The organism is Actinosynnema sp. NPDC023794 (assembly GCF_040639675.1).
Taxonomy (GTDB): domain Bacteria; phylum Actinomycetota; class Actinomycetes; order Mycobacteriales; family Pseudonocardiaceae; genus Actinosynnema; species Actinosynnema luteola.
In genome coordinates, this window is record NZ_JBFAFR010000023.1 from 12,610 (window position 1) to 25,395 (window position 12,786).

Sequence of the window (12,786 nt, forward strand, 5' to 3'; positions counted from 1 at the left end):
CCGCCGGACCAGCCGACGCGTCAACGGGCACGGGCACGACGCGGACACGAACGCCGGTTATCGACGGGCCCCGCCAGGGCTCCGGGCGAAGTCCCGGGTGCCGGGCACGAGGGCGGCGGCGGCCGGGGCGAGGAAGCACACGGCCGCGCACACGCCGAGCACGGTGGTCACGCCGAACGCGTCGATGGCCGGCGCGATGAGCGCGAGTCCGGCCGGGGCGAGACCGTACGACAGCAGGAAGTCCAAAGAGGACACGCGGGCCAGCTTGTCCGGCTCGACCTCCCGCTGGGTGGCGGTGAACCACGGAACGTTGAACAACTCGATCCCCAGCCCCGCGATCACGTACGCGGCCACGATGACCACCCAGTGCACCGGCAACAGCAGCGCGAGCGGCGCGAAGCCGTAGCAGGCGAGCGCGGCGAACGCGGTCCAGCCCTCGGCGCGCGGTCGCCGGCGGGTCACCAGGAGCGCGCCGAGCAGCCCGCCCACCGTGTAGGCGGTCACCGATGCGGCGAGCACCACCTCCGTGTCGAAGCGGTCACGGCTGATGAGCGGCAGGGCGACGCTGGTGGCGGAGTAGCCGGTGGCGATCACCGCGGTGAGCGCGGCCAGCCCGGCCAGGAACCAGGGGTGCCGCCGCGCCTCCCGCACCCCCTCGGCGAACTCGGCCAGGAACCGGACCCGGGCACTGCGGGCGTTCGTGCTGGGGGTCGCCGCGGGCCGCCCCTTGGGCGGAATGACCGCGGCGCACAACCAGACCACACCGGTACCCAGGAGCAGCGCACGGGTGTCCAGCACGGTGGCGAGGAGGGCGGTCAGGCCGGGCGCGGTCAGCGTGGTGATGCGCACGGCCAGCGCCAGCGCGGCGTTGGCGGCCTGGCGCCGTTCGACGTCCACCACCTCCGCGACCAACGCCTGGAACGCCGGCCGGCACGCACCTTGCCCCGCACCCACCACGACCGCCGCGACCGCCATCAGCGGCACCGACCAGCCGAGCCCCAGCGCGATCACCGGCGCGCCCACCGCCGCCGCGAGCCCCGCCCACAGCACCACCCCGCGCCGGGAGTACCGGTCCGCCAGCACCCCGGCGACCGGCAGGGCGATCAGGAACCCGGCCGTCCGCGCGGCCAGCACGACGCCGAGCCCGGCCGCGCTCAACTCCCGCTCCAGCACTCCCAACCCGAGCACGAACGGCAGCGCCCACGTCGCCAGCCCCGACGCCGTCATCCCCGTCCACAGCCGCACGAAGTCCGGCTCACGCAGGATCGACGGCACCCGACTGGCCTCCCCCGCCTCCGTCGACATCGACGACGTAACCACCCAGCGTCCCCCTGTATCGATTCCGACGGGCGTCCGATTCCCGCCCTGGCGCAGCAACTGCAAACAGTGTGCAGCAGCCGCCTACCGTACTTGCAATGGTTACGGTTACCAATAGCGGGGTCGCCCACCGGGGCGACACCCCCGCACGGCCAACACTCACCGGCCTCGCACCGGCCGTGCTCTTCGGAGTGCCGAACCGCATGCCGGGACGGCGACGGACAAGTGCTCCATTCGACGGTGGCGACACCCGGTCGGATATGTTAGTAATGAAAATCGTTTGCACAAACGGTCCCCTGTCGACCGGCACGAGCACGGCCGTGGTCGGCACTCCGCTCCGCCCGATCCCGGTGCGCCGCCGGCGATCGCGACCTGCCCCACTACCCGTCGAGGAGTCCCGCATGACCGAGACACCGTTGATCGTCCTGCTCGGCAACGACGACGACGACAGCGACCACCGCATCGTGTTCTCCGAGATCGAACGCTTGGGCGGGCGCCCCTTACGGGTGCACCCCGACGAGTTGACGATCGAAGTGACGCCGGCGTCCACCCGGTTCTTCGTCGGCGGCGAGGAGCTGGCGATCGACCTCATGATGGGCTGGGTGTACGAGGATTACCTGATCCTGGGCATGAACCAGCTGGAAACCGCCCGGCTCGCCGGCGTGCCCATGGTGAACTCGGCGATGACGCTGATGCGCGGCCAGTCGAAGTACCTGAACTCGGCGCTGCTCAACGGCGCCAAGGTGCCCCACCTGCCGGTGCTGTGGGGTCGTGACGAGAACACGCTGGCTTCCTGGACCAACGAGCGCGGCTACCCGCTGGTGACCAAGCCGCTGATGCTCTCCTGCGGCCGGGGCCTGCAACTGCTCGAAGACGAGGCGGCGGTGCGCGCCCACGTGCGCGAGCTCGACCCCGGCCCGGACACCTACTACGTCCAGCCCTACGTCCCGGCGCGGCACCAGGACATCCGCGTGCTGTGCGTGAACTACAAGGCGGTGGCCGCGATCGAGCGGACCGCGCCGGACGACTCCTGGATCAGCACCGCCGACGGCTTCACCCGACGTCGGCTCGAACTCACCCCGGACCTCGTGGAGATCGGCGAGCGCGCCGCCGAGACGATGGACGCGCTCTGGGCCGGCGTGGACGTCGCGCGCAACGAGGAAACGGGAGAACTCGTCGTCTACGAGGTCAACACCTGCCCCACCTGCGCCCAGGCGCTGGAGGCCCTGGGCGGGGACCCGGTCCCGCTGACCCAGCTCGCCTCCTTCCTGGTTGCCGCGGGCCGCGACTTCGAGGACGCGCGCCGCAACTGGCGCCCGTCGGCCACCTACTGAGCCGGCGATGCTGGGAATCCTGCGCAACTCCCGGTTCCGGCTCGCGTGGCTGAGCTCCACCGCCTCCGGTGCGGCGACCTCCGTCATGCCGGTCGCGCTCACCCTGTACCTGCTCGACACCCAGGGCGGCATCACCGTGCTGGGACTGGTCCTCGGCTGTCGCACCGCGGGCTTCGTGCTCGGCGCGGTCCTCAGCGGGGTGTTCACCGACGGTTTCGCCCGTCGCACGGTCCTGACCTTGGCCAGCGCCGTCCGCGGCGCGGCGATCCTGGCAGTGGTGCCCGCGTTCACCGTGTCGGTGCCGGCGATCTGCGCCGCGATCCTGATGGCCGGGGTGGGCGAAGGCCTGTTCCGCGGCGCTTACCAGGCGCTGATCGGCGAGGTCGTGCCCGATGACGACCTGCAACGGGCCAACGCGCTGTCCACGCTGAGCAGCAGGCTGCTGCTGATCGCCGGCCCGACGGCGGCGACCCTGCTGTACGTGGCGATGGGCGGCGCGGCCACGCTGGTGGCCACCGGGGTGCTCTGGATGGGCTCGGCCGGGCTGGCGCTGCGCCTGCCGCGCGGCGAAGCGCGGCCGTCCGACGACGCCCGCCGCCGCCCGTTCGCCGACTTCGCCGAAGTGCTGCGCGAGGCCGGTCGGCACCGCTGGTTCGTGGCCGGTCTGGGCGCGCTGGTGATCTGGCTGGCGCTGGGGTGGGCCGTGCAGCAGCTCACCCTGCCCCTGGTGAGCCGCACCGAGTTGGGCGGCGACACGTTCATCGGGATCGCGCTGGGCACCTACTCCGCCGGGGCGGTCGCCGCCGCCGTCCTGATGGGCCGCTGGACGCCGCGCCGGCCGGGCCTGATCGCCTTCGTCGGGTTGAGCCTCTACGGTCTGGTTCCGCTCGCGCTCACCGTGCCGGGGGTGTCCCCGCACCTCGGGGCGGCGCTGGTGCTGGTCGCGTACTTCCTCGGCGGTGCGGGCATCGAGGCGTTCAACATCCCGTGGTTCAGCGCCATCCAGCGGGAGGTGCCGCCGGAGCGGATGGGGCGGCTGTTCTCCCTCGACTTCATGGTCTCGCACGGCGTGGCGCCGCTCGGGCTGATCGTGCTGCCGTACGCGTTGACCTCCGTCGGGCAGACCCCGGTGCTGGTGGTGTGCGGGGTGCTGACGCTGGTTTCGGCGCTCGGCGCGCTGGCCGTGCCGGGCACGCGGGAGTTCGCCGACCCCCGGTTGGCGCGTCGTCCCTCCCGGGAGGCGGAGGTCGACGGGTGATCCCGCGGTCGTGGGCGGTGTCTTCGGCACCGTCCCACGACCGCACCTCAAGTGCGATCGGGCGGGTCACGACTCGAACGGCCGAGCCGCTCCGGTCGGTCGACCTGATCGCTCCGGCACCGGAGGCACAGACCGGTCAGGTCGAGGGACAACCGGATGTCCGAGAAGCCGTGGACACCTGCGGTTCGAACGGCCCACCGCACCACGGCCGAGGCGTTCACCCGAATGGTGCGACCGCACTTCGCACAGGTGAGGTGGTGGTCGTCTTGGTCGTCGTACCTCAGGTGGTACAGGTGGGTCCCGCTTCGGTTCTGCGTCGTGCAGGTGACTCCTGCTCGTGTCAGCGCGGCCAAGTGCCGGTAGACGGTGGCCAGGCCGATCCGCTCGCCCGCCGTCCGCGCGCGCTCGTGGATCTCCTGCGCCGTCGTGGGACCCGGCGAGTCCTGCAGCACGCGCAGCACCGCTCGACGTTGCGACGTCCGCCGCACTCCACCGACGCTGTCATCGGCATCCCCGCCCACTCTCCGCTCCTCACACTCGATCGACTCGATCGACTGCGTGCACGTGCGAGCCGGTGCGCCGGCCGGTCCGCCGCCCCCGGTCAGGTCGAGGACGAGAAGCGGGAGAGGTACGCAGAGGAACGGACCTCCTCGGCCACCACGCCGCTCCGGGGCCGCGGCGCGGAGCGGCCGCGGGACGGCGACAGGGCGGCGGCGACCGCGGCAGGAGGCGCGGGAGCCCGGTTCCAGTCCATCCGCGACCAGGGCAGCGCCATGTCGTCGAGGGCGTCGATCTCGCGCGGGCGCAGTTCGTCCGCGGCAGGCGCTTGGCGGTGCCTCGAGAAGGCGCTGTCGACATAGCGGTGGCCGGTGTCGGGTGCGATGAACACGATGTGCCCGTCAGAGGTCGATCGGTCTTCCCAACGCGCCGCGAGGTACGCCGCACCCGTCGACAAGCCGGCGAAGACGGCGTGCTCCCGGAGCAGTGCCACGCTGCCCGCCAGAGCCGCGTCGAAGCCCACCCAGTGCACGACGTCGTAGAGGTCGTGCACCACGTTGGCGAACGGGATCGAGCTGCCGATGCCCGCGATGATGATCTCCGGGTCGCGCACGTGCTCGCTGCCGAACGTGATGCTGTCGAAGGGCTGGATGCCGATGAGGCGGGTGTCGGGCCGGCTCTCGCGCAGGTAGCGCGCGAGCGCGCCGGTCGAGGACCCGGTGCCGACCGCTCCGACCAACGTGATCGGCTCGCCGCCCAGCTCGCGGCGCAGCATCTCGGCGATCGGCTGGTAGCCGAGGTAGTGGATGTCGTCGTGGTACTGCTGCATCCAGTAGTGCCCCGGGTTGTCCCGCAGGATCTCGCGCACCCGCGAGACCCTGCGGTTCTGGTCCAGCTTGAGGTTGACCGTCGGGGGCATCGGTTCCACCGTCGCACCCAGGATCTCCAGTTGGACGCGCAAGGTCTTGTCCACCGTGGTGGAGGCCACGATGTGGCACTTCAGGCCGTACCGGTGGCACGCCAGCGCCAGGGCGTGCGCGTAGATGCCGCTGGAGCTGTCGACGAGGGTGTCGCCGGGGCCGATCGTGCCGTCGTCTAACAGGTGGCGTACCGCCGCCAGCGCCGAGGCCACTTTCATGGTCTCGAAGCGCAGGCAAGCGGTGCGGTCGTCCAGGCGCACGAGTGCCGGGCGACCGAGTGCGTCGCTGATGTGGTGGTCCACTTCGTCCTCGGTCCGGTCAGGAGTGGGCGCGGTAGCGGTACAGGACCGTTTCCTCGGCGCTGAACTGGGAGAAGGGGAACGGCTCCGCGGACAGCGCGGTCACGCCCGCGCCGAGGAAGTGCCGCGCCACCGCACTGGCGCTCTGGGCGTACACCACCAGTGGGACGTCCCGTTCCCGACAGGTCGTCAGGATCTCGTCGAAGGTGCCGTTGCCGATGGTCATGCCGGTGGCGACCACCGCGTCGGCGACGTCGAGCACCTCGTGCATGTCGGTGGCGACCGGGTCCCCCCACTGCGTGGTCCGCAGCACCAGGTCGCACGGCAGGCACTCGGCGCCACGTTCGCGGATCGCGGCGACCAGCGGGTTGACCACGCCGATCAACGCGACCTTGGAGCCGGGCCGCGGATCGAGCAGACCGGCCACGGCGGCGTCGCGTGCCCTGGCCCGTTCCTCCGGTGTGCCCGCGGGCAGCACCACCTGCTCGGCCTCGCTGGTCCGGTGTGGACTCGCGTGGGCGAGGTAGGCGTCCAGTGCGGCGACTCGCACCGCGGTCGGCGCGTCGGCCAGCAGGTCCGCCAGCGTGGCCCCGGACGATTCCGCGCAGATCGCCGGATCCACCTCTCCTTCGGCGAAGGAACACCCGCCGATCGCGGTGCCGACCCGCACCAACACGTACTGGTTGCGATAGGTGGTGTCACCTCCCGCCAAACGGGTTCCGTGATGCGCCCAGAAGACGCTCGTGGCCACCGTGGTGGTCGGGTCCGGGCCGTAACCGCCCTCCCGCACCGCCGCGAGCAGTTCGTCGACCGTGGTCGGTCCCATCACGCCGCCTTCCGGGTCAGGCCGAACAGGAAGGTGATCACGCCGTCGTCCCAGTCGTGCCGGTAGCGGACGCGCGCGACCAGGCCGCGCTCCACGGCGTGGCCGACCACCGTGCGCAGGTCCGCGGTGTTGGACACGATGATGAGCACCTCGCCGTCCTCCGCGAGCAGGTCGCGGTCGACCAGCTGGTCGAAGAAGCGGGTGACCAGCGACGCGCCGACGCAGACGTTGCGGATCACGTCGGGGTCGTCGCTCACGGTCTGGCTGACCGCGGGCGGGTTGAACGTGACGACGTCGAACCGGGTGCCGTCCGGCACGGCGTCGAACAGGTCCGACACCAGTGGGCGGAAGTCGGTCCCCGGACGCCGTCCGACGTGAGCGGTGTAGTGCTGCTCGGTCACGGTGACGCTCTCGGGGTGGATGTCGAGGGCGTAGATCTCCCGCGCCCCTCTCAATCCCGCCGCGACGGCTTCGACACCGGCGCCGGCGCCCATCGCGGCGTAAACCCGGTCCTTGGTCTCGATCTCGCCGTCCAGCAGCCACTTGTGCAGCATGCGGCTGGTCTCACCGGGGTGGAACACCCCCGGCGGCAGGCGGAAGTCCATGCCGTTCCAGCTGTAGTCGCGTTCGGTGTGCAAGTCGCGCTTGGGCTTGTTGATGGCGATGATGTGCTCGGCGGGAAGGATCGGTGGCAGTTCCTCGACGACGACGTCCATCCTCGTTCCTCCTGTGGTGACGGCGCACGGCCGTTCGCGACGTGCCGGTCGGCACGTCGCGCTGTACGGGCGGTCCGGCCGACGCGATCCGCTCGCAAGAGCGCGTCAGTGCGGAGCGGTCGCGTCGAGCTGCCCGTCACGGACGACGGTTGATCGCAGAATCGCCTTGCGAGCGTGAGCGGTCGTTGCGGCGCAACGGTTTCCGACGAGCAGGTGCTGCCACTGCGGCGACGAGCGACGTGGTCGTCGGACCAGGACGTGACATCTGCCCTCCACGGCTAGACCGGCCACCCTTACCTTGAACGATAATCATTACCAATGCAAGGCTCGTGGAGCGGAAAGCCCAGGAGCCGGGCCTGCGGCACAACAAGAACCCGGCACGGCATCGGTGTTCCGAAGCCGGTCCTTCTCCCGACCCTGGACCGGCGCCAACGGCTTCTGGTATCGCAGCGCGTGCGTTGCGCGTCGACGTCTCCCGTCAGACGAACCGCGCCGCGCGTGCCGTGTCGCCGGACACGTCGCCTATCGCTCAGCCGAGGTCCGCAGTCCAGGGCTGAACACCAGTTGGACGCAGTTCTCCTCCTGGAGCACCCGTACGCCCACCCCGTAGACCGGTTCGAGGACCTCCGGCGCCAGGACCTCGACCGGCGGGCCCGCCGAGACGACGTCACCGCCGTTCAGCAGGACCACCTGATCGCAGTAGCGCGCGGCCAGGTTCAGGTCGTGCAGGACGACTACCGTGGTGATACCGATCGTGCGCACCAGCCCCATGACCTCGTGCTGGTACCGGATGTCCAGGTGGTTGGTGGGCTCGTCCAACAGCAGGTGACCGGCCTGCTGGGCGATGGCCCGCGCGATGAGCGTGCGCTGCCGCTCGCCACCGGACAGGGCGGCGAACGAACGGTCGGCCAGCTCGCGCATCCCGACCCGGCGCAACGCCGCGGCGGCGACCCGGTGGTCCTCGACCGTGTAGGACTGCAGGGCCGACCGGTGCGGCGCACGGCCCAGCAGCACCATGTCGGCCACGGTGACCGGCATGTCGGACGGGGTTTCCTGGGCGACCACGGCGATCCGCCGGGCCCGTTCCCGCCCGCGCAGCGCCGTGACCGGTTCGTCGTCGACCAGGACGACGCCACCCCGCGGTGCCAGCGCCGAGTACAGGACGCGCAGCAGGGTCGTCTTCCCGCTCCCGTTGGGCCCGATGAGCCCGACGACGTCGCCGGAACCCGCCTTCAGCGTGACCCCCGCCAGCACCGGGGTGTCGTCGTAGGCGAACGTCACGTCGGATGCGCTGATCACGTGGCACCTTCCAGGGTGTTCCCGGCACGGGGTCCGGTACCGTCCGGTCTAGGGCAGGCGGCGCACCAGGATCGCCAGGAACGGCGCCCCGACGACCGCTGTGACGATGCCCAGCGGCAACTCGCGCGGGGCGAACGCCAGCCTGGCGACGACGTCCGCCCACACCAGGAACGACGCGCCGATCAGGGCGGCGACCGGCAGCAGTCGGCGGTGCACGCCACCGACGCACAACCGCGCGACGTGCGGCACGATCAGGCCGACGAACCCGATCCCGCCGGACACCGCCACCGCGGCGGCGACGCAGACCGCCACCACCACGAGCGCCTGTGCGCGCACCCTGGCGGGCGGGCTGCCGAGCGCGTGGGCGGTGTCGTCGCCGAAGTTCAGCGCGTCGAGCCGCCGTGACCACATCACCAGCACCACGAAGGCGAGCAGCGTCAACGCGCCGGCGATCAGCACACCGGACCACTGCGCCCTGGTCAGCGAGCCGAGCAGCCAGAACAGCACGGCTCGCGCGCCTTCGGGGGTGTCGGAGGCGAAGATCAGGAAGCTGGTGGCGGCGTTGAGGACGTACCCGACCGCGACCCCGGCCAGCAGCAGCCGCACCGCGGTGATCCGGCCGCTGCCCCGCGCCAACGCGAAGACCACCGCGGTGGCCGCGACCGCGCCGATGAACGCGCTGCCGGCCAACGAGCCGGCGCCGAGGGCGGCGCCCACGCCGAACAGCAGCGTCAGGGCCGCCCCCGTGGACGCGCCCGCGCTGATCCCGAGCAGGTACGGCTCGGCCAACACGTTGCGCACCAGCGCTTGGAGGGCCACACCGGAGATCGCCAACGCCGCGCCCACCACGACGGCGAGCAGCACGCGGGGAGCGCGGACCAGCCACACGACGTTGTCCTCGGCCGGGGTCCAGGTCACGTCCGGGACGCCGAAGAGGTGGTGCCCGAGGATTCCCGCCACGGTGCCAGGTGGGATCGACACCGGTCCGAGCCCGATCGCGACGGGCACGCTCGTCAACAGGACGAAGGACAGGCCGGTCACCCACAGGACCGTCCGCTTGGACCTGGACCCGCGGTCCAAGTCGTCCGGGGTGGTGCCGTCCCCGTCCCGGACGGTCCCGGTGACCGTTGCCATCGTGCCGCCTTTCGGTGGTCTCGTGGTCCGACTGCCCGGTCGGAGAACCGGGCCGAGGTACGGCGGGGTGCGCCCGGATGGGGACGGGCGTGTCAACCGCCGAGCTGCTCGGCCAGCCGCTCCATGCCGTCCACGGCCAGTGTGCCGTGACCCGAGTAGTAGAAGTCCAGCACCAGGACCCGGCCCTCGGCGATCGCCGGGATCGTCGCCAGCTCGGGGCGAGCGGTCAGCGCGTCGCGCACCGACTTCTCGTCGATGTCACCGGGTTCGTACAGGGCGATCAGGCGCTTGGGAGCGGCCGACACGAGGCTCTCGGTGTTCGGCTCGAAGTAGCGCTCGTCGCTCTCTTGGAAGACGTTCGACAGGCCCACGCCCTCCAACTGCTGGTGGATCATGCTGCGACGGCCGTAGGCGCCCAGCGGGCTGTCCGCGGTGGCGACGAACACCGCGGCGGTCTCGCCGTTCGCCGGCGGGGTCTGCCGGGCCTTCTCGCGGACGGCTTCGACCCGGTCGCGCAGCCCGGCGGCGGCGCGCGTGGCCTGCTCGCCGGTGCCCAGCACCTCGCCCAGGGTCTCGACGTCGGAGAACATCTCGCCCAGCGGGTCCGTGACATCCGACTGACCCGCGCCGAACCCGCCGCAGTAGCCGCTGATCACCAGGGTCGGGATGCCCGCCTCGGCCAGGTCCTCGGGGCCGAAGTCGTTGAGGCCGTACGTGACGACCAGGTCGGGGCTCGCGGCGATGATCGCTTCGCGCGAGATGTCCTTCGAGCTCTTGATGGGCGCCTGCGGCCGTTGCTTGAGCGCTTCCCCGGCGTCGCCCAAGGGCTCGCCCGCGAGGGGGGAGAAGGTGCCGATCCGGTCGGTGGCGCCCGCGGCGTGCACCAGAGTTCCCGCTTCACCGCCGAGGACGTACAACTTCTCCGGCCGCTTCTCGATGGTCACGTCCCGACCGCAGTTCCGCACCGTCATCGGGTAACCCTCGGCGGCGGTCTGCGTCCCCCGATCGGCACCACTGCACGCGGAGGCCGTCAGGGCTACTACGGACGCCAGCACCAACCCGGTGCGCCGCATGGGGTATCGCATCAGCGAGTGATCCTTTCCGAAGGAGCGTGACGACGTTCCGGCGGTCGTCCGTCAGCACCAACGACCACGACAACGATTATCGTTTTAGCACAGGCGCGCTCGACAACGCCACAGTCCGAACGGCGTCGACCCCACACTGTGACCGGCGTCGACATGCGGCCCGTGAATTCGGATCGGGCACGAATCGACCGATCGCCCAGTTGGGCGCAGACCACGCGATCCACGATCGGCAGCGGCGCGAAGCGGCGGCGCACGCGACCTCGGACCGGGTGTGCGAAACCCGAGCCGACGGCACGGCGGTTCGGATTGCCGAAGGTCTCCCGCCACCGGGGACTGCCGTCCGAGATCCGGGAGGGCTTGATGACAGCGAACCAAAACCCCTGCGGTGCAGAGCATGCGCGCACTTCGGAGTCACCGGCCGGTGACAGGAGTCCTAAAGGGACCGCACGCCGATGCGGACCGCCCCGCCTCGCCCCACTCATCCACCCGGTGGATCGAGGATCCGCCGAGCGCGGTGTGCGCGATCCCGGAAACCGGATATTGTCGGTTTTGATAATCATTGTCGACCTGGCACCCTGGGGGCACCGATGTCCACGTCACACGACACGACCACCGCCGCGCGCCGCGCCTTGGTGGAACTCGTCTTCGGTTCGATGTCGGCCCAGGTCGTCGGCACGTTCGTCAAGCTCGGAGTGGCCGACGCCCTGGACGGAACCGAGCGCTCGGCCGAGGAGGTGGCCACCGCGTGCCAGGCCCCGGCCGACACGGTGCGCCGCCTGCTGCGCGCCGCCTCAGCGCTGGGGTTGGCGGCGGACCAGGGAGCGGATCGCTTCGCCCTCACGCCGACCGGGGCGATGCTGCGTTCCACCGGGCAAGGGTCGTTGAGCACGTTCGCCCGCGTGTTCACCGACCCGGTGATGGTGACGGCCTGGCACCGGCTGGACGAGGCCGTGCGCACCGGCCGGACCACGTTCGAGCACGCGTTCGGCGCGGAGTTCTTCGACCACCTCGACACCGAGCCCGAACTGGCCGCGTCGTTCAACACTGCCATGAGCCAGGGCACCCAAGTGGTCGCCTCGGTGCTGCCCGGCGCCTACGACTTCGGCCGGTTCGAGGCGGTCGTGGACGTCGGCGGGGGTGACGGCACGCTGCTCGCCGCGATCCTGAGCCGGCACGAAGGGCTGCACGGAGTGCTGTTCGACACCGCCGGAGGCCTCGCGCAAGCCGGGGACGTGCTCGACGCCGCGGGGGTGGCCTCGCGTTGCGCGATCCGGACGGGCGACTTCTTCGACTCGGTGCCGGGCGAAGCGGAAGTGCTGGTGCTCAAGAGCGTTCTGCACGACTGGGACGACCAGCGCGCCACGACGATCCTGCGCAACTGCCGGGAGGTCCTGCCCGAGCACGGTCGACTGCTCGTGGTCGAACCGGTCCTGCCGGACGTGGTGCGGGACGACGCCTCGCCCGTGGTCTACCTCAGCGACCTCAACATGCTCGTCAACCTCGGGGGCCTCGAACGGACCCAGGCCGAGTTCGACGCGCTGCTGGGTGGCAGCGGGTTCGCCGTCGCGGACGTCATCCCGCTGCCACCGTCGGGATTCTCCCTCGTCGAAGCCGTTCCGGTCTGAGCTCGACAGGAGTGGACGGTGCTTCGAGATGCCGTCGGGGGCACCACCCCGTCGCGGACGAGGACGCACCGCGAAGTGGTGCTGCGCGTGCTCGAGGAACTGCCGGGGCCTGCTACCGCGTACGTGATCCACCACCGCGCGCGGGACACGGGCGCGCGGATCGGCTTGACGACGATCTACCGGCACCTCGCCTCGCTGGTGGAGACCGGCACCGCGGGCGCGATGCGCGACGACACCGGCCAGCACCTCTACTACCTGCGGTCGGACGACGGGCGCACCCACACGCTCATGTGCACGAGCTGCAGCCTCGGAGTCCCCGTGGAGGCCACCGTCGTCGCGCAGTGGGCCGTGGAGACCGCGGTCGCCCACGGTTTCTCGGACATCTACCTGTCCGCGGCGTTGACCGGGGTGTGCCCACGCTGCCGAACCACTGGGTCATCCAAGTGACCGACACCAGGGGCGCGGGCGGTTACGC

Annotated in this window: 12 protein-coding genes; 4 read left to right on the top strand and 8 right to left on the bottom strand. The window is 71.1% G+C overall.

Annotated features, from left to right (window positions below; genetic code table 11):
* Positions 1-57: 57 nt before the first annotated feature.
* A complete protein-coding gene (locus AB0H12_RS32760) occupies positions 58-1,305 on the bottom strand; it encodes an MFS transporter (protein ID WP_499628265.1) in 1,248 nt (415 codons plus the stop codon).
* A gap of 413 nt (positions 1,306-1,718) precedes the next feature.
* Between AB0H12_RS32760 and AB0H12_RS32765 the strand changes: the two genes are divergently transcribed.
* Complete coding sequence (locus tag AB0H12_RS32765; protein ID WP_499628266.1) at positions 1,719-2,651, top strand: ATP-grasp domain-containing protein; 933 nt, start codon at positions 1,719-1,721, stop codon at positions 2,649-2,651.
* Between the two features lie 7 nt (positions 2,652-2,658).
* Positions 2,659-3,909 carry an MFS transporter gene (locus AB0H12_RS32770; protein ID WP_499628267.1) on the top strand — a complete coding sequence of 417 codons (1,251 nt, stop codon included), beginning with the start codon at positions 2,659-2,661 and terminating at the stop codon, positions 3,907-3,909.
* 47 nt (positions 3,910-3,956) lie between these two features.
* Here the strand turns inward: AB0H12_RS32770 and AB0H12_RS32775 are convergent, their stop codons facing one another.
* From AB0H12_RS32775 to AB0H12_RS32805, 7 genes are all read right to left on the bottom strand, one after another.
* Entirely contained in the window at positions 3,957-4,430 is a 474-nt protein-coding gene (locus AB0H12_RS32775; protein WP_499628268.1) for a Fur family transcriptional regulator, read from the bottom strand.
* An 80-nt stretch (positions 4,431-4,510) separates the two neighbouring features.
* The gene (locus AB0H12_RS32780) at positions 4,511-5,629 is read right to left on the bottom strand and encodes a pyridoxal-phosphate dependent enzyme (RefSeq protein WP_499628269.1); all 1,119 of its coding nucleotides are present in this window, start codon (positions 5,627-5,629) and stop codon (positions 4,511-4,513) included.
* Between the two features lie 16 nt (positions 5,630-5,645).
* Entirely contained in the window at positions 5,646-6,452 is an 807-nt protein-coding gene (locus AB0H12_RS32785) for a Rossmann-like domain-containing protein (RefSeq protein ID WP_499628270.1), read from the bottom strand.
* Positions 6,452-7,168 carry a methyltransferase gene (locus tag AB0H12_RS32790; protein ID WP_499628271.1) on the bottom strand — a complete coding sequence of 239 codons (717 nt, stop codon included), beginning with the start codon at positions 7,166-7,168 and terminating at the stop codon, positions 6,452-6,454. Before AB0H12_RS32790 ends, AB0H12_RS32785 begins: the two co-directional genes overlap by 1 nt.
* A 522-nt stretch (positions 7,169-7,690) precedes the next feature.
* A complete protein-coding gene (locus tag AB0H12_RS32795; protein ID WP_499628272.1) occupies positions 7,691-8,467 on the bottom strand; it encodes an ABC transporter ATP-binding protein in 777 nt (258 codons plus the stop codon).
* Between the two features lie 48 nt (positions 8,468-8,515).
* Positions 8,516-9,601: a FecCD family ABC transporter permease gene (locus AB0H12_RS32800; protein ID WP_499628273.1), complete on the bottom strand. Its 1,086-nt coding sequence runs from the start codon at positions 9,599-9,601 to the stop codon at positions 8,516-8,518.
* A gap of 92 nt (positions 9,602-9,693) precedes the next feature.
* Complete coding sequence (locus tag AB0H12_RS32805) at positions 9,694-10,686, bottom strand: ABC transporter substrate-binding protein (protein ID WP_499628274.1); 993 nt, start codon at positions 10,684-10,686, stop codon at positions 9,694-9,696.
* Positions 10,687-11,273: 587 nt separating this feature from the next.
* Between AB0H12_RS32805 and AB0H12_RS32810 the strand changes: the two genes are divergently transcribed.
* Together AB0H12_RS32810 and AB0H12_RS32815 are read left to right on the top strand one after the other, a co-directional pair.
* Complete coding sequence (locus AB0H12_RS32810; RefSeq protein ID WP_499628275.1) at positions 11,274-12,311, top strand: methyltransferase; 1,038 nt, start codon at positions 11,274-11,276, stop codon at positions 12,309-12,311.
* Positions 12,312-12,329: 18 nt separating this feature from the next.
* Complete coding sequence (locus AB0H12_RS32815; protein ID WP_499628276.1) at positions 12,330-12,758, top strand: Fur family transcriptional regulator; 429 nt, start codon at positions 12,330-12,332, stop codon at positions 12,756-12,758.
* Positions 12,759-12,786: the final 28 nt, after the last annotated feature.